Below are 17,873 nucleotides of genomic sequence, written 5' to 3'. Positions count from 1 at the left end.
TCAGGTCAGCGCGATCGTGGTGGTGATGATGCCGCGATCGACCAGCCAGCGCCCGGAGAATTCGAGCAGCGGCGGCCCGCCGTCCGCAGCGGCCGGATCGATGAGGATCCGCGAGGTGAACGTGCCCGACGTCGGGGTGGACTGCTCGAAGGTGATGTGGGCGTCCTCGAAACCCAGCCAGCGCTTGGCGACCGGGAACCATGCCTTGTAGGTGGCCTCCTTGGCACAGAACAGCAACCGGTCCCAGTGCAGGTCGCCCGACCGCGTCGCGAGGACCTCCCGCTCGGCCGGCAGGCTGGTGTGCTCGAGCACGCCGTCGGGGAGGCTGTCGTGGGGCTCGGCGTCGATACCGAGAGAACGCACCGACAGCGCGTACGCCACGGTCGCGGCACGATAGCCGTCGCAGTGGGTGAGGCTCCCCACGATCCCGGCCGGCCAGACGGGTGCCCCCTTGTCGCCCTTGAGGATCGGGACCGGCTCGTGGCCGAGCTCGCCCAGCGCCTGCCGGGCGCAGTGCCGGACGGTGGTGAACTCGCGGCGACGTTTCTCCACCGCTCGGGAGATCAGGCTCTGTTCGGCGGGCAGCAGGACCAGACCCGGCGGGTCGGCGAACGCCTCCGCCGAGGCGACGCCCGCCGGCAGGAGTTGCTCGATCATCGGTTGTCCTCTCGTGCTTGCCGTTGCGCCTCTCGATCGGCCTGTCGCGATCGGCGCTCCGCCTGCCGCTGCTCGACGCGCTGCCGGAACTCGGCGGCCCGTTCGGCATAGTCCGGCGGCAGATCGAACCGGACCCCGTGCTCGGGCAGATCCGCCGCACCGAGTCCGTCCCCCGGGACGATGTTGCGCATCAGCGGGTTCGGGAGTCCGCGACGCTTCCATTCACGCGGGTAGCCGACCGACACCTCCTCGAACCGGATGCCGTCGTACCAGGTGGTCCTCGGGATGTGCAGGTGCCCGTACACGCAGCAGGCCGCGTTGAACTCGGTGTGCCAGTCGGCCGTGAGTTCGCTGCCGCACCACAGCGCGAACTCCGGGTAGAACAGCGCGTCGCACGGCTCACGACGCAGCGGCCAGTGGTTGACGAGGATGGTCTTCTCGGCCGGATCGATGGCCTGCAGCCGGCGCCGGGTGATCTCGATCCTCGCCCGTCCCCAGGCGTCGCGGGTGGGGAACGGCTCCGGCGACAGCAGGAACTCGTCGGTCGCCACCACATTGCGTTCCCGGGCGAGCGCGAGCGCGGTCAGTTTGTTGGCCGTGCCCTCCGGGCGAAAGGTGTAGTCGTAGAGCAGGAACATCGGGACGACGCGGACCGGATCGGAGCCGTCGCCCGGATCGAACAGCGGATAGATGTCCTCCGGGGTGACGACACCGACGTCGCGGCAGGCCTGCACGAGGTAGTCGTACCGCGCGACCCCGAACACCTGCAGCGGGTCCTTGGCCGTCGTGTACAGCTCGTGATTGCCCGGCACCCACACCACGGTGGCGAACCGCGCCCGCAGACGACGCAGGGTGTCGACGATGTCGTCGGTGCGTTCGGCGACATCACCGGCGACGATGAGCCAGTCGTCCGGCGAGGTCGGCCGGATGCTGTCGATGATGTGCTCGTTGCCCCGATGTGCGATGTGCAGATCGCTGATCGCCCACAGAGTAGCCACGAGGATCCATCGTGCCAGAGGGCCGCGGTCAGGCGCGGACCGCACCTGCCCGACGCCACCGGCCGGAGCGGATCCGCCACACCACGGTCGCCAGCCGGACCAGCATGAACACCACCAGACCCGACCAGATCCCCGCCAGACCCCAGTCGAACACCAGCGACAGCCAGATCAACGGCAGGAAGCCGACCAGGGCGCCGGTGAGTGTCGCCGTGCGCAGGAAGGCGGCGTCGCCACTGCCGAGGAGTACGCCGTCGAGAGCGAAGACCACCCCGGCGATCGGCAGCATGCCGACGAAGAACCACCACGGCACGCCGACGGCGTCGAGGACAGCGGCGTCGGATGTGAAGATGCGCGGAATCAGCGTCGCGCCGGCCGCGAAGACGGCACCCATCGCGGTGGCGGCGACCACCGAGACCGCGGTGACACGCCGGGCGACGGAGTCGGCGGCGCCGAGCCGGCCCGCACCGAGCGCGGCCCCCACCAGCGCCTGGGCGGCGATGGCCAGCGAGTCGAGGAACAACGCCATGAACTCCCACAGCTGCAGCACCAGCTGATGAGCGGCCACCTGGGCGACCCCGAAGCGCGCGGCGACCGCGGCCGCCGAGACGAAACAGACCTGGAACGACAGACTGCGCACCACCAGATCGCGCGCCATGACCAGCTGGGCGCGGATGATCGACCAGTCCGGCGCAAAGGCGCGTTTATGCGCCTCGCGGACCACCCGCACGGCGAACAACACCCCGGTCACGCCCTGTCCGATCACATTGGCCACCGCGCTGCCGTCCAGTCCCAGTCGCGGGAACGGGCCGATGCCGTGGACCAGTCCGACGACGAGCACCGCGGCCAGCGACAGGCCGACCACCACGTAGACGACCGGGCGGCGGGTGTCCTGCACTCCCCGCATCCACCCGTTGCCCGCCATCGACAGCAGGATCAGCGGGACACCGAACATCGCGATCCGCAGCCAGCCGGCCGCGTCCTCGGCGACCGCGGCCGATTCCGGTGACGACGTCCCGACGAGCAGGCGCATCACCACCGGTGCGCACGGATACGCCACGGCGACGATCAGGACGCCGACCGCGACCGCGATCCAGCTCGCCTGCACGCCTTCGACGACCGCACCGGACCGATCACCGGAACCGAATCGTCGCGCGGAGCGGGCGGTGGTGCCGTAGGACAGGAAGGTCAGCTGGGTACTGACGATCGAGAGCACCAGGGTGCCCACACCGAGAGCAGCCAGCTGTTCGCCGCCCAGGCGTCCCACGACGGCCAGGTCGAGCAGAAGGTACAGCGGAGGTGCGATGAGGACCGCGAGCGCCGAGACGGTGAGGGTGGCGATACGCGCGACCCCGGGAGCGTCCGCGGAATCGGAATCTCCGCTGTCGGGCTGCCGAGCGAGGTTCAGAGCGACTCCAGCAACCTGGCGACCACTTCGTCGGCGGTACCGGTGTCGCTGTAGCCCGAGGCCTGACGATGCCCACCACCACCGTGCGCCCGCGCGATCGGGACGAGGTCGACGCTGTCCTTGGATCGCAGCGAGACCGTCCAGACGCCCGGCTCGCCTTCCTTGAACACCGCGGCCACCTCGGCCTCGCGCGCGGTCCGGATCGTGTCCACAACGCTCTCGGACTCCTCCCAGCTCATCCCGGCCAGCGCCTGCTGGTCGACGACGGCGTAGACGAGCCCCTCGCCGTTGCACGCGGCCGGCACGAGCTGTGCGGACGCCAGGACGCCCGACATCATCGAGAACCACGCGAACGGATGCGAATCGAAGAGGATGCGGCTCCACCGGCGCGCGTCGACACCGGTCTCCAACAACCGGGCCGCGACGCGGAACGACGCCGGTCGGGCCCACCGGAACGAGCCGGTGTCGGTGCTGAGTCCGGCGTAGATGCAGGTGGCGATGTCGGCGTCGAGCTCGACGCCCATGTCGTCGAGGACATCGAGCACCAGTACGGCGGTACAGTCGGCGGCCGGATCGACCAGGTCGAGGTCCCCGAAACCGGGATTCGACGCATGGTGGTCGATCACGATCGAGGTCTGCGCCGCGGTGAACGTCGCACCGAGGGAGTCGAGCCGCTCGAGATTGGCGGCATCGACCGCCACCACCAGCGGGTGCCCGACGACCTGCGCGGGCGAGCACAACAGCTTGCCGCCCGGTAGTCCGGCGAGCGAGGCCGGGAGCTGCTCGGCCCCCGGATAGGAGACCTCGACGTCGACACCCCGGCGGTCGAGTGCCAGCGCCAGCGCCAGACCGCTGCCGATCGTGTCCGCATCGGGGCGGACGTGACAGCAGATGGTCACCGCGGTCGCGGAGGCCAGCGTCGCGGCGATCGCCGCGCTCGACGAACCGCTCACTCTTCGATACCGGTGGCGTCGTCGTCGGCCGAGCGGTACGGGTCCGAGTCCCCCGCCGGCTTCGCCTCGGCGGCACGCCGGGCGACGAGTTCGTCGTTCGCGCGGGCTCGGGCGACGAGCTCCTCCATCTGACGCGCGGCATCCGGCACCGTGTCGAGGACGAAACGCAGGGTCGGCGTGAAACGCACCCCGGTGCCCGCGCCCACCTTCGACCGCAGCACACCGGTCGCCTTCGCCAGACCGGCGGCCGCAGCCTCGTAATCCGGTTCGGCGTCGATGGATTCACCCATGACGGTGTAGTAGATCGTCGCGTCGTGGAGATCGTTGGTCACCCGGGCGTCGGTGACCGTCACATGTGTCAGGCGCGGATCCTTGATCTCGTGCGCGATCGCCGACGCGACGATCGTCGAGATCCGCTTCGCCATGCGCTGCGCCCGTGCTGGATCAGCCATTCCAGGACTCCTTCCATAGCGCTGCGTGCGCGCCGACCGGAATCCGGTCGGCGCGCACCACAGCTGTCGAGATGTCGTACGAGTTCGGTCGCTGCCGCGATCAGTCGCGCGGCTTCTCCCGCAGCTCGTAGGTCTCGATCACGTCGTCCACCTTGATGTCCGAGTAGGTCAGCGTGAGACCACATTCGTAGCCTTCGCGAACCTCGGTGGCATCGTCCTTCTCGCGTTTGAGCGAGGACACGGTGAGATTCTCGGCGACCACGACGTTGTCGCGCAGCAGGCGGGCCTTGGCGTTACGCCGCATGACGCCCGACTGCACGAGACAACCGGCGATGTTGCCGACCTTCGACGACTTGAAGATCGCGCGGATCTCGGCGCGGCCGAGCTCCACCTCTTCGTAGATCGGCTTGAGCATGCCCTTGAGCGCGCTCTCGATCTCGTCGATGGCCTGGTAGATCACCGAGTAGTACCGGATGTCGACGCCCTCGCGGTTGGCCAGCTCGGTGGCCTTTCCCTCCGCACGGACGTTGAAGCCGATGATGATCGCATCCGAGGCCGCCGCCAGGTTGACGTTGGTCTCGGTGACGCCACCGACACCGCGGTCGATGATGCGCAGCGAGACCTCGTCGCCCATCTCGATGTTCAGCAAGGCCTCTTCGAGGGCCTCGACCGTACCCGAGTTGTCACCCTTGAGGATGAGGTTGAGCTGGCTCGTCTCCTTGAGCGCCGAATCCAGGTCTTCCAGGCTGATCCGCTTGCGGCTGCGTGCGGCCAGCGCGTTGCGCTTGCGCGCGTTGCGCCGGTCGGCGATCTGCCGGGCGATCCGGTCCTCCTCGACCACGAGCAGGTTGTCGCCTGCGCCGGGGACCGAGGTGAAACCGATGACCTGGACCGGACGCGACGGCAGCGCCTCGGGGACGTCCTCGCCGTGTTCGTCGACCATGCGGCGAACACGTCCGTAGGCGTCACCGGCGACGATCGAGTCGCCGACCTTCAGCGTGCCGCGCTGGACCAGCACGGTCGCCACCGGGCCACGGCCGCGGTCGAGATGCGCCTCGATGGCGACACCCTGGGCGTCCATGTCCGGGTTGGCACGCAGATCGAGTGACGCGTCCGCGGTGAGCAGGACGGCCTCGAGCAGCGCGTCGATGTTCTCGCCCTGCTTGGCCGAGATGTCGACGAACATGGCGTCGCCGCCGTACTCCTCGGGGATCAGACCGTATTCGGTCAGCTGCCCGCGGATCTTCTGCGGATCGGCGCCTTCCTTGTCGATCTTGTTCACCGCGACCACGATCGGCACGTCGGCCGCCTGGGCGTGGTTGACCGCCTCCACCGTCTGCGGCATGACGCCGTCGTCGGCGGCGACCACGAGGATCGCGATGTCGGTCGCCTTGGCACCGCGGGCACGCATGGCGGTGAACGCCTCGTGACCCGGGGTGTCGATGAAGGTGATCAGGCGATCCTCACCGTTGAGGTGGGTGTTCACCTGGTAGGCACCGATGTGCTGAGTGATGCCGCCGGCCTCGCCCTCACGGACGTTGGCCTTACGGATCGTGTCGAGCAGTCGGGTCTTACCGTGATCGACGTGGCCCATGACGGTGACCACCGGGGGACGCTGTTCGAGGTCTTCCTCGCCGCCCTCGTCCTCGCCGTAGGTGAGGTCGAAGCTGTCGAGGAGCTCACGGTCCTCGTCCTCGGGGCTGACCACCTGGACGCGGTAGTTCATCTCCGAGCCGAGCAGCTCCAGCGTCTCGTCGTTGACCGACTCGGTCGCCGTGACCATCTCACCGAGGTTGAACAGCGCCTGGACCAGCGATGCCGGGTTGGCGTCGATCTTGTCGGCGAAGTCCGAGAGCGACGCGCCGCGGGCGAGGCGGATGACCTCACCGTTGCCGCGCGGCAGCCGGACGCCACCGACGGCCGGCGCCTGCATGTTCTCGTACTCGGCGCGTTTCGCCCGCTTCGACTTGCGACCGCGACGAGGTGCGCCACCGGGACGACCGAAGGCGCCTGCTGCGCCGCCGCGTCCACGGCCGCCACCGCCACCGCCGCCGGGACGACCGCGGAAGCCGCCACCGGGAGGACCTCCCGGTGCGCCGGTTCCGCCGCCGCCACCGCGGTAGCCGCCACCGCCGCCGCCGGGGCCACCACGGCCTCCGCCGGCACCGCCACGACCACCCGGGCGGGCGTCAGGACGGGCCGCGCGAGACGGCATGGCGCCGGGACTCGGACGCGGGGGCATGTTGCCGGGATTGGGACGGGGACCGCCCTGGCCGGGAGCGGGACGACCGCCACCGGGACGGGGACCACCCTGACCGGACGGGCCGGGACGACCACCACCGGGACGCGGACCACCCTGTCCCGGACCGGGACGGGCAGCCGGACGCGGCGCGGGAGCCGGTGCCGACGAATACGGGTTGTTGCCCACCCGCGGCGTGCGCGGACCCGGCTTCGGGCCGGGACGCGGACCCGGGGTCGACGCCGGGGCAGACGGTGCTGCCGACGCGGCCGGGGCCTGCGGGGCGGGTGCCGCCGGGGCGGGCTTCGGGCTGGGACGTTCCGCCGCGGGGGCGGCGGGTGCCGGTGCCGGGGTCTCCACCGGTGCGGGAGCCGGCTTGGGGGCGCCCGGCTTCGGGCCGCTGGTACGGGGACCGGGGCTCGGGCGATCGGCGGCTGGCGCCGCCGGGGTTGCGGATGCACCGGGCTTCGGTGCGTTGGTGCCGCCGGACGGCTTGGGTCCGGGCTTGGCACCCTGGCGCGGGCCGGGCGCCGCGGACTTGGAGTCCTTGGCCGCCCCGTCCTTGCCGGGGAACGATTCACGCAGTCGACGGGCCACGGGGGCCTCTACCGTCGACGACGCCGATTTGACGAACTCGCCTTGCTCCTTCAGACGCTCGAGCACCTGCTTGCTCGTGACGCCGAGCTCTTTGGCCAGTTCGTGCACGCGGGCTTTGCCTGCCACTGCTCTCCTCACTTGGAGGCCAAGCGGCTCACCCGCTACGGCCTCGATTTATGTCCGGTACATGCTCATCGTGACTTCACGGTGTGCTCATGTCTTCTGCTACCTGTTCCGGCTCCGGGGAGCCTTCCTCTGGTGGGTGATCGCGCCGAGCTGTTCGGTGAGATCGTCCGGGTCCACGGTCAGACCGGGGGTCCGGAGTGCCGTGGCGAAGGCCCGGCGTCGCGTCGCGGTGGAGATGCACTCCGCCCGCACGTGCAGCCACGCGCCTCGCCCCGGCATGGTCTTCGCGGGATCGACCACGACTGTCGGGGTGTCACCGCGCAACTGCGCGACCACACGGACCAACTCGTCGGCCTCTGCCCGCTGCCGACAACCGATGCACATCCGGACGGGTGTGCCACCGGTCGGCGACCTGGGGGCGGATCGCTGAACCATCGATCAGTCTAGCGCGAGCGGGCGGGCCGAGGACAATCGGCCGCTGCGCGCGTCATTCCGACCCGGCCTCGGGGGCCGGCGCGGCGTCGGACCGGATGTCGATCCGCCACCCGGTCAGCCGGGCGGCGAGCCGGGCGTTCTGGCCCTCCTTGCCGATCGCCAGCGAGAGCTGGTAATCCGGCACGACGACCCGTGCGGCCTTGAGCTCGGCGTCGACGACCGTCACCGACACAACCTTCGCGGGCGACAGCGCATTCCCGACGAAGGCCGCCGGATCGGAGTCGAAGTCGATGATGTCGATCTTCTCGCCGGCGAGCTCGCTCATCACGTTGCGCACGCGCTGGCCCATCGGCCCAATGCAGGCGCCCTTGGCGTTGAGACCGGAGACCCCGGTGTGCACGGCGATCTTCGACCGGTGGCCTGCCTCGCGCGCCACGGCGACGATCTCGACACTCCCGTCCTCGATCTCGGGCACCTCGAGCGAGAACAGCTTGCGCACCAGGTTCGGGTGGGTCCGCGACAGGGTGATCTGCGGCCCGCGTGCTCCACGGCTGACACCGACGACGTAGCACTTGATCCGGTCGCCATGGGTGTAGACCTCGCCGGGCACCTGTTCGGCGGGCGGGATGATCCCCTCGGTGGAGTTGGCGTCGCTGCCGATCTGGACGACGACCATCCCGCGGGCGTTGGCACGCGAGTCCTGCTGCACGACGCCGCCGACGATCTCACCCTCGTGGGCGACGAGGTCGCCGAAGTTCTTCTCGTTCTCCGCGTCGCGCAGACGCTGGAGGATGACCTGCCGCGCGGTGGTCGCCGCGATGCGGCCGAACCCCTCGGGTGTGTCGTCCCACTCGTGGACGACGTTCCCGTCCTGATCGACCTCCTGCGCCATCACACGCACGGCACCGGTCTTGCGGTTGACGTCGACGCGGGCGTGCGGGGCGAATCCGTCGGTGTGCCGGTAGGCGGTCAGCAACGCGGTCTCGATGGCGGTGATGACGGTCTCGATCGAGATGCCCTTGTCGGCTTCGATCATGCGCAGGGCGGCGATGTCGATGTTCATGTCGTCGGTCTCCTATTCACTTGTCGTGTTCATTTGTCGTGTTCATTTGTGGTCTTCAGCGGCCGCGCCGCGGCGGGCGCGCGGCGGAGCTCGATCTCGTCCGGTTCCAGTCCGCACAGTTCCAGTTCGCGGACGCTCGGCTGGGAGAAGTCCACCTGCACCACGGCCCTGGTCACGGACTCGAGGTCGACGGACTCGACCGCGATCCGCCCCTTGTGGTTCACCACCACCTCGACCGCCGGCGCCAGATCGGCGCGCAGCCTGCCGATTCGGCCGGTGACGGTGCGCGCCTCCGATGACGGGTCCCCGTCGATCTCGATGACCACCCGGCGACCGGTGTTGCGGCGCCAGTGCCGGGGCAGGGTCAGCGGGCTCTCGACGCCGCGCGAGGTCACCTCGAGCACGTACGCGAGATCGGCGAATGCGGGAGTGGCGTCGAGGAGGTCGGAGATCTCGGCGCTGAGCCCGGCGAGGACGTCGAGGTCGCCACCGCCGTCGCGGTCGACCACGATCGACAGTTCCTCCTGGCCGTCGCGAGTGCGCACCGTGACGTCCTCGAGGTCGAATCCCCGTTCGGCGACAAGCTTTTGGACGAGTTCGCTCACGTGCGTCGGGCTGATCGGCATGCCACTCCCCTCGTCTTCAGTTGTCGGGCCGTGCCGGGTGTCGCACGACGTTGCTCCGAACATCGTAGTGGATCGATCGGACGGAGAACTGCTGGCATGATGTCCCGGGTGAGCATGCCCCCGATCGAGCGACGGACCGTGCGGCACCCGATCGACAGGCGCACCGCGTTGCGGGGCGGACTCCTTGCGGGCGCCGCCGTCGTCGGTGCCGGAGCGGCCGGCGTCGGACTGACCGGTTGCGAGTCGTCACCCTCCGCGGAGACACTCCTCGCCGAAACCCTCGTGCCCCTGGTGCGGTCGGCGAACGCCGACGAGAGCACCGCGCGCACCCTGGTCGCCGTCGAGCCCACCTACGCGACCGCTCTCTCGGTCGTGGCCGACCAACGCGCACAGCACGCACGCGCACTCCGCGAGGAGATCATCCGGCTCGACCAGGACGTCGCCGCGACCCTCGATCGTCCGGTCACCTCGGCCACCGCCTCGACCTCGGCGGCGGGCGCCCCGTCGGCCCCGCCGTCACTGGCGCGATTACGCGCCGATCTCGACGCCGCGGCCGGGCAGGCCCGCGCGGTCGCGCTCTCCGCCGGCGGGTACGCCTCCGGGCTGACGGGTTCCGTCGCCGCCGCGGTCACATCGATGCGACAGGTGCAACTGGCATGACCTCACCACTGAACACACCGGCGCCGAACTCCGCGGTGCAGCAAGCGGATCCCGACGATCCGCTCGCCGTCGCCGCCGAGGCGGAGAACGCCGCCGTCTTCACCTACGGCGTCATCACCGCCTTCGTCGCCGCATCGCGCCGACGCACCGTCGCCGACTACGCGGACGCGCACCGGGCCCGCCGCGACGAGATCGAGCGGGCGATCGAGGCGGCGGGGAACACGCCACCGCTGGCCGCCGCCGGCTACACACTCGGCGTCGAGGTCACCGACCCGACCACCGCGGCCCGCGCGGCACTCGGCGCCGAGATCGACTGCACGGTGGCCTATCGCGCCCTGCTCGAGCAGGCCGACGACGAGACCGGACGCCGGATCGGCGTCGACGGGCTCTCGGAGAGCGCCGTGCGCGCCGCCCGGTGGCGGGTGGTCCTCCAGGAGAGCCCGGTCACGGTGGCGTTCCCGGGGTCTCCCGCGAACGGGTAGCCGGGCAGACCCGAACGAACGGGTGCGCCTGATCGATCAGGCGCGGGCGGCCCCCACCACCGCGTCGACCGCGGCGTCGACGGCGACCTCGGTGGCCTCACCGGTGAACCGGTCCCGGATCTCGATGGTGCCGTTGGCATATCCGCGGCCGACGACCACGACGGTCGGCATGCCGAGGAGTTCGGCGTCCTTGAACTTCACCCCGGGCGACGCCTTCCGGTCGTCGAGGAGTACTTCGAGACCGGCCGCGTCGAGGTCGGCGGCGAGCTGCTCGGCACCCGCGACGGCGGCGGCGTCCTTGTTGGCGATGACGAGGTGAACGGCGAACGGCGCCACCGACTTCGGCCAGCGCAGCCCTTTGTCGTCGTGGGACTGCTCGGCGATGACCGCGACCAGGCGCGACACCCCGACACCGTAGGAACCCTGCGTGAGGCGCACCGGCTTGCCGCTCTCGCCGAGGACGTCCACCTCGAAGGCGTCGGTGTACTTCCGGCCGAGCTGGAAGATGTGCCCGATCTCGATGCCCTTGGCGCTCACCAGCGGTCCGGCCCCGTCCGGCGACGGATCGCCGTCCCGGACCTCGGCCGCCTCGACCGTTCCGTCAGGGGTGAAGTCGCGCCCCGCGACGAGCCCGACATAGTGCCGGCCCGGCTGATCCGCGCCGGTGATCCAGGAGGTCCCGTCGACCACGCGCGGATCCACGAGGTATCGGATTCCGTTCTCGGCCAGCGCCTTCGGACCGATATACCCCTTGACCAGGAACGGGTTCGCGGCGAAGTCGGCGTCGGTGAGCAACTCGACCTCGGCGGGCTCGACGGAGGCCTCGAGTCGCTTGAAGTCGACTTCGCGGTCGCCCGGGACGCCGATGCCGGTGACCTCCCACTCCCCGCCCGGTGCACGGAGTTTGACCAGGACGTTCTTGAGTGTGTCGGCTCCGCTGTACTGGCCGTCGAGCGTCGCGTTCGCCCACTCGACCAGGGTGTCGATCGTCGGGGTGCCGGGCGTGTCGTGGACGACCGCCTCGGGCAGGTCGTCGAAGGGCAGCGGATCGGGGGCACGGGTCACGACCGCCTCGACGTTGGCGGCGTATCCCGACTCCACGCAGCGCACGAACGTGTCCTCGCCGACCGCGGATTCGGCCAGGAACTCCTCGGAGGCACTGCCGCCCATGGCGCCGGACGTGGCGGCGACGATCACGTACTCGATCCGCAACCGCTCGAAGATCTTCTGATACGCCTCGCGGTGCGCGTTGTAGGCGGTCTTGAGCCCGTCGTCGTCGAGGTCGAAGGAGTAGGCGTCCTTCATCACGAACTCGCGGCCACGGAGGATGCCCGCGCGGGGGCGCTCCTCGTCGCGGTACTTGGTCTGGATCTGGTACAGGATGACCGGCATGTCCTTGTAGGACGAGTACTCCCCCTTGACCAGGGTCGCGAACAGCTCCTCGTGGGTCGGTCCGAGGAGCATGTCGGCGCCCTTGCGGTCCTTGAGGCGGAAGAGCGCGTCCCCGTACTCGGTCCAGCGGTTGGTGGTGTCGTAGGGCTCCCGCGGCAGCAGGGCCGGCAAGAGGATCTCCTGACCGCCGATGGCGTTCATCTCTTCGCGGACGACGTTCTCGATCGCCTTGAGCACCCGCAGACCCAGTGGCAGCCACGAGTACACACCGGGCGCGACCCGGCGGATGTAGCCGGCTCTGACCAGGAGCTTGTGGCTGGGGACCTCGGCGTCGGCGGGGTCGTCGCGCAGGGTCCGCAGGAACAGGGTCGACATGCGTGTGATCACGACCAACCAGCTTAGTTATGGTGTTGCGGTGCTCGTCATCCTGCCTCCCTCAGAGACGAAATCCGACGGCGGCCGCGGGGCTCCCCTGGATCTCGACACGCTGTCCTTCCCGGAGCTGAACCCGATCCGCAAACAGCTCGCCGAGGCCCTCGTCGCACTGGCCGCCGATCTCGACGCCAGTCGTACCGCCCTCGGGCTCGGCGCGACCCAGCTCGACGAGGTCGACCGCAACGCCGAACTCTGGCTGTCCCCGACCCGGCCGGCGCTCGAGCGCTACACCGGCGTCCTCTACGACGCCCTCGACCATCGGTCGCTCACCCGGGCGGGCAAGACGAAGGCGGCCGACCGGCTGGCGATCGGTTCGGCGCTGTTCGGCGTGGTACGAGCACCCGATCCGATCCCCGCTTACCGGCTCTCCGGCGGCTCCAAGCTGCCCGGCCTGCCGACCCTGGCGTCGCTGTGGAAGCCGGATCTGTCCCCCGCACTCGACGCCGTCGACGACTTCGTCGTGGATCTGCGGTCGGGTGTCTACCACCAGCTCGGGCCGGTACGGGGTGCGGTGACGGCGACCGTCATGACCGAACAACCGGACGGTTCGCGCAAGGTGGTGAGCCACTTCAACAAGCACTACAAGGGCTTGATGGCTCGTGAACTGGTCCGTACGCGACGCACCGTGCGCGACATCGACGGTGTGGCCGCGGTTCTCGCCGATGCCGGGCAGCGGGTCGAGATCGAGGCGCCCGACCGGATCGTCGTGCTGACCGACTGACCCGGCCCCCGGACGTGCGTCTCTACTGGGGGTCGAACTCGAACAGGGTCGCGCCACCGGGCTCCACGGTCTGCAGGACGGTCGCCCGACGCGGCGTCACACGGTAGACCCACCACGGCGGCGGGCCGGCCGACGGCGCGCTGAAGTCCGCGGTCAGTGCGATACCGGACTCGTCGACGCGGCACGGCCACCCGTCGTTCGCCCACAGCTCGGCGAGTTCTGCGACGACGCCGGGCTCGGTGACCCGTCGCGCATCACCCTCGACGACGAGATCGGCCACGTCGAGGGCCACCGACAGGGTGCAGCGCGGGTCGCGGGCGAGGTTGTTCGCCTTCCGGGTCGTCGGACCGGTCTGGAGCCAGAGCGCCCCCTGATGCCACAGCGCCCCGATGCCGGTGACGTGCGGGCTGCCGTCGGAGTTGATCGTGGCGATCCACCACGTGTGCCGGTCGGGGCCGCCGGTGCCGGGTGCCTGGGACACCCCGGCCGCCAGGCGCGCCGCGACGGGCTGCCAGTCGAGGGTGCCGATGTCGTAGAGCTCAGCGAGATTCTTGGCGTCCATGAAGGGACCGACCGTGCTCCCGCCGACAACTCATCGCTGGGTGTCGGGCCCCGGGGTGCTCGTCTCGGCGTCGACCCCTGCGTCGGCGGCTTCCTGCGCGGCCTGCCCCTCGGCGACCTGCTCGGGCGTGAACCGCATGAACAGCACGACGATCGCGGCGAGGACGGCGATCCCGGCGCAGGCGGCGAAGGCCAGACCGTAGCCCTCGGCCTGCGCCGCGAGCTGCGTGGGATTCATCGTCTCCACCGGCGCGGTCGTGCCACCCTTCGACAGCGCGCGGGAGGTGACCATCGCGCCGACGACGACCAGGCCGACGGCGCCGCCGAGGTTCTGCGCGACCTGTGCCAGTGCCGTCAGCGGGCCGATCTCGGTGGTGCCCACGCCGGCCACCACGGACAGGGTCAGCGGGATGACCGCCAGACCCACACCGAAGCCGATGACGACGACCGGGATGAAGATGCTCGGGAAATAGTCCGGCGAGTCGGTCGCGATCGACGATGCGTACAGACAGCCGACGAGGATCACCGCGCCGCCGACCAGGACGAGCCATCGCGGCTGGATCATCAGCGCCAGCTTCGACGCGATCGCCGCGGCGATGCCCAGTCCGAACGCGAAGGGCACGACCGCGAGCCCGCTCTGGATCGGCGAATACTGCAGGATGCCCTGCAGATACAGCGAGATGAAGACCGCCATGCACATCATGATCATGCTGGCCAGCAGGATCGCGAGCAGCGCCGCGACGCGGGAGCTGTTGTCGAAGAGCGAGAACGGCAGCAACGGGTTCCGGGCGCGGCGTTCGACCACGATGAACGCCGCCAGCGCGAGGCCGCCGAGGATGAACGAGCCGACCACGACCGGCGCCGTCCAGCCGTTGGGCCCCTCGTTCACCGCGAGCACGAGCAGGGTGCAGCCGAGCGTGCCGAGGACCGCGCCGGGCACGTCGAGGGGCAGTCGTTCACCCTGGGATTCCCGCAGCGCGACAAACGCTCCGACGACGACGATCAACCCGATCGGCACGTTGATCAGGAAGACCAGTCGCCACGACAGCTCAGTCAGCACACCGCCGAGGATCAGCCCCGCCACCGACCCCACCCCGGTCATGGCCGCGTAGACGGCGAAGGCCTGGCTGCGCGGTTTGCCGGGTGCGAAGGTGGTCGCGACCAGGGCCATCGCGGTCGGCGCCGCGATGGCCGCCGACGCACCCTGGAGGGCTCGCCCGGCGAGCAGGCTGGCCTCGTTCCAGGCCAGGCCACAGAGCAGCGACGTGAGCGTGAAGGCGACGACACCGACGATGAACATCCGCTTGCGGCCGAAGGTGTCGCCGAGCCGGCCGCCGAGGAGCATGAGCCCGCCGAACGCCAGCACGTAGCTGCTGATCACCCAGTTGGCACTCGACTCCGACAGCGAGAGGGCGTCGCGGATGCTCGGCAGCGCGAGCGCGGCGACGGTGCCGTCGAGCACGACGAGCAGCTGCATCCCGGACAGCACCAAGATCGGCAAACCGAAGACCGGACGGAACTGCGCGGTATCCACCGTTCCAGTGTTCACGGTTCCGGTGTGCGCAGATCCGGGAGTCGACATAGAGAACGACCGTACCGGCCGATGGCAGGCACATGCCAATCCCCATTGATCCGGTCGGGCCCGGATCCGGTCAGGCCCGGATTCCGTCAGGCTCTCCCTCGGTGAACGCGGCCACGTCACCGATGACCACGATCGCGGGCGGCCGCAGTCCCTCGGCGTCGGCGACCTCGCCGGCGTGGGCGAGGTCGGTGCGCAGCAGCCGCTGCGTCGGCAGCGATCCGTTCTCGATCATCGCGACCGGGGTGTCGGGTCGCCGGCCGCCGTCGAGCAGCGCCCGGGCGAAGACCTCGACGCGTTCGACGGCCATCATCAGGACGAGGGTGCCCCGCAGCTTGCCCATCGCCGACCAGTCGATCAGCGAGTCCGGGTGGCCGGGTGGCACGTGACCCGAGGCGATGACGATCTCGTGCGTGACCCCGCGGTGTGTGACCGGGATCCCCGCGGATGCCGGCGCGGCGATCGAGCTGCTGATCCCCGGGACGACCGTCACCGGGACACCGGCGGCCACGCAGGCCTGGAGTTCTTCGAAGCCCCGCCCGTAGACATAGGGGTCTCCCCCCTTGAGACGGACGACGAACTTGCCCGCCTTCGCCTTCTCGACCAGGACGTCGTTGATGGCCTCCTGCTTCATCGCACGGCCGTACGGCACCTTGGCGGCGTCGATGATCTCGACCTGCGGGCCGAGCTCGGCGAGCAGCTCGGGGGGCGCGAGCCGGTCGGCGACCACCACATCGGCCTCGGCGAGGAGCCGCTGACCACGGACGGTGATGAGGTCGGGATCACCCGGTCCGCCACCGACGAGGGCCACGCCCGCGGCATGCGGGGCGGCGTCGTCGACGCTCAGTGAACCGTCGGCCAGCGCGCGGCTGATCGCGGCGCGCAACGCTGCCGACAGCTTGTGGTCGCCACCGGCGAGGACCCCGAACTGCACGTCGCGGTGGCGGCCGGACGCCGGCGTGACCGCGGTGCCGTGTCGGGCGTCGTCGGCGCGCACGCAGAACGTGTGCCTGCGCTCGGCCTCGGCGACCACCGCCTCGTTGACGGCGGGGTCGTCGGTGCAGGCCATCGCGTACCAGGCGCCCTCCAGATCCCCGTCGACGTAGCGACGCTGGGTGACGGTGATACCGGGGTAGGACTCGACGGCGGGCGTCGGGTCGAGTGCGACGACGTGGACATCGGCTCCCGCCGCCACGAGGTTGGGCAGACGTCGCTGGGCGACGGACCCACCACCCACCACGACGACCCTGCGTCCGCGGAGGTCGAGGCCGACCAGGTAGTGCCCCTCTCCGGAGGGGAAGGCGTCGGGCCCGGGAACGTGCGGGGGCCCCGGGACATTCGACGAGGCGGAGTCAGGCTCGGACATGGGAGCTGACACTACCGGGACCGCTGATCCACAGCGGCGTCGGTTGATCTGCAGCGGCGTCGGTCACCGTCTCCGCTGCTCGCGTGCGCGCTGCCGTTCCAGGGCGCGTTCGCGCGACTCCTCGAACTTGCGCACCTTGACATCCATCTGCTCCAGGAACTCCGCGAGGAGTTCGCGGTAGTACTCACCGATGGGCCCGAAGTCGTCGCGTTCGAAGATGCGCCACTTCCGCAGGACCGGCATGACGACATCCGACATGTGTTGCGGCAGATCGTAGATACCGCCCTTGGCGATCAGCACGGCATTGCGCCGGAAGTTCGGCATCGTCGCGCCGGGCATCTGGAAGTTGGTCACGATCGCGTGGATGGCGGCCATGGTCTGGTCGGGGACGAGGTCGAGCGCGCCGGCGACGATGTTGCGGTAGAAGAGCATGTGCAGGTTCTCGTCGGCCGCGACACGTTGCAGCATCCGGTCGGCGATCGGGTCGCCGCACGCCTTTCCGGTGTTGCGGTGCGACACCCGGGTGGCGAGCTCCTGGAAACTCACGTAGGCGACCGCGAACAGCATGTCGAAGCTGTGGTCGCGCTGGCCGTCGTCGTCGGGCAACGGGTTGAATCCGGACGTCATGTGCGCCATGCGGATCTCTTCGAGCTCGACCGGGTCGACGCCACGGGTCACCACCAGATAGTCCCGCATGACGATCGAGTGGCGGTTCTCCTCGGCGGTCCAGCGGCCCACCCACCAGCCCCAGGCGTCGTCGAGGGTGAAGTTGTCGGCGATCACCCGGTGGTAGGACGGCAGGTTGTCCTCGGTGAGCAGGTTGGTGATCATCGCGGCCTTGGCGACCTCGGAGAGCCGGGATTGCGAGGGGTCCCAGTCGTGTCCGCCCAGTGCCGCGAAGTTGCGGCCGTCGTCCCAGGGCACGTAGTCGTGGGGGTGCCAGTCCCGGGTCATCTTCATGTGGCGCTCGACCTCGGTCTCGCACACCGGCAGCAGTTCGCGCAGCAGGTCCGAGCCGGTCATGCCGGGGTTGCCGAGGTCGGCGTCGGGGGGTCCGATGAGGGTTGTCACGTGCTCTCCTGGTCGGGGCTGGGGTCGTACGGTTTCACTCTGCGCGACGGGGCGG

The 17,873-nt window shown here is 70.0% G+C and carries 17 protein-coding genes; 3 read left to right on the top strand and 14 right to left on the bottom strand.

Annotated elements, in window-relative coordinates; translation table 11 throughout:
• The 9 genes from AC3B6C_RS18070 to rimP form a co-directional block, all read right to left on the bottom strand.
• A complete protein-coding gene (locus tag AC3B6C_RS18070; RefSeq protein WP_014926511.1) occupies positions 1 to 657 on the bottom strand; it encodes a 4'-phosphopantetheinyl transferase family protein in 657 nt (218 codons plus the stop codon).
• A complete protein-coding gene (locus AC3B6C_RS18065; RefSeq protein WP_193363242.1) occupies positions 654 to 1,655 on the bottom strand; it encodes a metallophosphoesterase family protein in 1,002 nt (333 codons plus the stop codon). Before AC3B6C_RS18065 ends, AC3B6C_RS18070 begins: the two co-directional genes overlap by 4 nt.
• A 28-nt stretch (positions 1,656 to 1,683) precedes the next feature.
• Positions 1,684 to 2,994 (bottom strand): MATE family efflux transporter, encoded by a 1,311-nt coding sequence (locus AC3B6C_RS18060; RefSeq protein WP_488376298.1) that lies wholly within the window; start codon positions 2,992 to 2,994, stop codon positions 1,684 to 1,686.
• A 62-nt stretch (positions 2,995 to 3,056) separates the two neighbouring features.
• Positions 3,057 to 4,013, bottom strand: a complete 957-nt coding sequence (locus tag AC3B6C_RS18055; RefSeq protein WP_488373667.1) for a DHH family phosphoesterase — start codon at positions 4,011 to 4,013, stop codon at positions 3,057 to 3,059.
• A complete protein-coding gene (gene rbfA, locus AC3B6C_RS18050; RefSeq protein ID WP_010841449.1) occupies positions 4,010 to 4,465 on the bottom strand; it encodes a 30S ribosome-binding factor RbfA in 456 nt (151 codons plus the stop codon). The genes AC3B6C_RS18055 and rbfA overlap by 4 nt, the downstream gene beginning before the upstream one ends.
• A 100-nt stretch (positions 4,466 to 4,565) precedes the next feature.
• Complete coding sequence (gene infB, locus AC3B6C_RS18045) at positions 4,566 to 7,427, bottom strand: translation initiation factor IF-2 (protein ID WP_081637175.1); 2,862 nt, start codon at positions 7,425 to 7,427, stop codon at positions 4,566 to 4,568.
• 99 nt (positions 7,428 to 7,526) lie between these two features.
• Positions 7,527 to 7,811: a YlxR family protein gene (locus AC3B6C_RS18040; protein WP_083888958.1), complete on the bottom strand. Its 285-nt coding sequence runs from the start codon at positions 7,809 to 7,811 to the stop codon at positions 7,527 to 7,529.
• Positions 7,812 to 7,914: 103 nt separating this feature from the next.
• Positions 7,915 to 8,925 carry a transcription termination factor NusA gene (nusA, locus tag AC3B6C_RS18035; protein WP_010841452.1) on the bottom strand — a complete coding sequence of 337 codons (1,011 nt, stop codon included), beginning with the start codon at positions 8,923 to 8,925 and terminating at the stop codon, positions 7,915 to 7,917.
• 29 nt (positions 8,926 to 8,954) lie between these two features.
• A complete protein-coding gene (gene rimP, locus AC3B6C_RS18030; protein WP_488373666.1) occupies positions 8,955 to 9,551 on the bottom strand; it encodes a ribosome maturation factor RimP in 597 nt (198 codons plus the stop codon).
• A gap of 96 nt (positions 9,552 to 9,647) precedes the next feature.
• Here rimP and AC3B6C_RS18025 point away from each other — a divergent pair, with 96 nt between their 5' ends.
• Positions 9,648 to 10,211 carry a hypothetical protein gene (locus tag AC3B6C_RS18025; RefSeq protein WP_488373665.1) on the top strand — a complete coding sequence of 188 codons (564 nt, stop codon included), beginning with the start codon at positions 9,648 to 9,650 and terminating at the stop codon, positions 10,209 to 10,211.
• Entirely contained in the window at positions 10,208 to 10,693 is a 486-nt protein-coding gene (locus AC3B6C_RS18020) for a ferritin-like domain-containing protein (RefSeq protein WP_488373664.1), read from the top strand. Before AC3B6C_RS18025 ends, AC3B6C_RS18020 begins: the two co-directional genes overlap by 4 nt.
• Before the next feature lie 36 nt (positions 10,694 to 10,729).
• Here the strand turns inward: AC3B6C_RS18020 and AC3B6C_RS18015 are convergent, their stop codons facing one another.
• Positions 10,730 to 12,460 (bottom strand): proline--tRNA ligase, encoded by a 1,731-nt coding sequence (locus tag AC3B6C_RS18015; RefSeq protein ID WP_014926503.1) that lies wholly within the window; start codon positions 12,458 to 12,460, stop codon positions 10,730 to 10,732.
• On the opposite strand from AC3B6C_RS18015, the gene yaaA reads away from it, so the two are divergent.
• Positions 12,459 to 13,241: a peroxide stress protein YaaA gene (gene yaaA / locus AC3B6C_RS18010; protein ID WP_014926502.1), complete on the top strand. Its 783-nt coding sequence runs from the start codon at positions 12,459 to 12,461 to the stop codon at positions 13,239 to 13,241. The genes AC3B6C_RS18015 and yaaA overlap by 2 nt on opposite strands.
• Positions 13,242 to 13,263: 22 nt before the next feature.
• On the opposite strand, the gene AC3B6C_RS18005 is transcribed toward yaaA, so the two are convergent.
• The 4 genes from AC3B6C_RS18005 to AC3B6C_RS17990 form a co-directional block, all read right to left on the bottom strand.
• Positions 13,264 to 13,803 carry a pyridoxamine 5'-phosphate oxidase family protein gene (locus AC3B6C_RS18005; RefSeq protein ID WP_488373663.1) on the bottom strand — a complete coding sequence of 180 codons (540 nt, stop codon included), beginning with the start codon at positions 13,801 to 13,803 and terminating at the stop codon, positions 13,264 to 13,266.
• 30 nt (positions 13,804 to 13,833) lie between these two features.
• The gene (locus AC3B6C_RS18000) at positions 13,834 to 15,384 is read right to left on the bottom strand and encodes a DHA2 family efflux MFS transporter permease subunit (RefSeq protein WP_010841459.1); all 1,551 of its coding nucleotides are present in this window, start codon (positions 15,382 to 15,384) and stop codon (positions 13,834 to 13,836) included.
• A gap of 70 nt (positions 15,385 to 15,454) precedes the next feature.
• Positions 15,455 to 16,747 (bottom strand): uroporphyrinogen-III C-methyltransferase, encoded by a 1,293-nt coding sequence (gene cobA / locus AC3B6C_RS17995; RefSeq protein ID WP_488373662.1) that lies wholly within the window; start codon positions 16,745 to 16,747, stop codon positions 15,455 to 15,457.
• 63 nt (positions 16,748 to 16,810) lie between these two features.
• Positions 16,811 to 17,818, bottom strand: coding sequence for an acyl-ACP desaturase (locus AC3B6C_RS17990; RefSeq protein WP_488373661.1), 1,008 nt, complete (start codon positions 17,816 to 17,818; stop codon positions 16,811 to 16,813).
• Positions 17,819 to 17,873 lie beyond the last annotated feature (55 nt).

The sequence above is a fragment of the Gordonia sp. 11cp genome (genome assembly GCF_057767225.1).
This window is presented reverse-complemented; position numbering and strand designations above follow the sequence as displayed.

What these genes read in the sequence shown, in the direction of transcription:
- AC3B6C_RS18000 (WP_010841459.1), bottom strand. Translation starts at nt 15,384, where the DNA reads ATGTCGACTCCCGGATCTGCGCACACCGGAACCGTGAACACTGGAACG.
- AC3B6C_RS18015 (WP_014926503.1), bottom strand. Translation starts at nt 12,460, where the DNA reads ATGTCGACCCTGTTCCTGCGGACCCTGCGCGACGACCCCGCCGACGCC.
- cobA (WP_488373662.1), bottom strand. Translation starts at nt 16,747, where the DNA reads ATGTCCGAGCCTGACTCCGCCTCGTCGAATGTCCCGGGGCCCCCGCAC.
- rimP (WP_488373666.1), bottom strand. Translation starts at nt 9,551, where the DNA reads ATGCCGATCAGCCCGACGCACGTGAGCGAACTCGTCCAAAAGCTTGTC.
- AC3B6C_RS18020 (WP_488373664.1), top strand. Translation starts at nt 10,208, where the DNA reads ATGACCTCACCACTGAACACACCGGCGCCGAACTCCGCGGTGCAGCAA.
- AC3B6C_RS18070 (WP_014926511.1), bottom strand. Translation starts at nt 657, where the DNA reads ATGATCGAGCAACTCCTGCCGGCGGGCGTCGCCTCGGCGGAGGCGTTC.
- AC3B6C_RS18005 (WP_488373663.1), bottom strand. Translation starts at nt 13,803, where the DNA reads ATGGACGCCAAGAATCTCGCTGAGCTCTACGACATCGGCACCCTCGAC.
- nusA (WP_010841452.1), bottom strand. Translation starts at nt 8,925, where the DNA reads ATGAACATCGACATCGCCGCCCTGCGCATGATCGAAGCCGACAAGGGC.
- rbfA (WP_010841449.1), bottom strand. Translation starts at nt 4,465, where the DNA reads ATGGCTGATCCAGCACGGGCGCAGCGCATGGCGAAGCGGATCTCGACG.
- yaaA (WP_014926502.1), top strand. Translation starts at nt 12,459, where the DNA reads ATGCGTGTGATCACGACCAACCAGCTTAGTTATGGTGTTGCGGTGCTC.
- AC3B6C_RS18040 (WP_083888958.1), bottom strand. Translation starts at nt 7,811, where the DNA reads ATGTGCATCGGTTGTCGGCAGCGGGCAGAGGCCGACGAGTTGGTCCGT.
- AC3B6C_RS18025 (WP_488373665.1), top strand. Translation starts at nt 9,648, where the DNA reads ATGATGTCCCGGGTGAGCATGCCCCCGATCGAGCGACGGACCGTGCGG.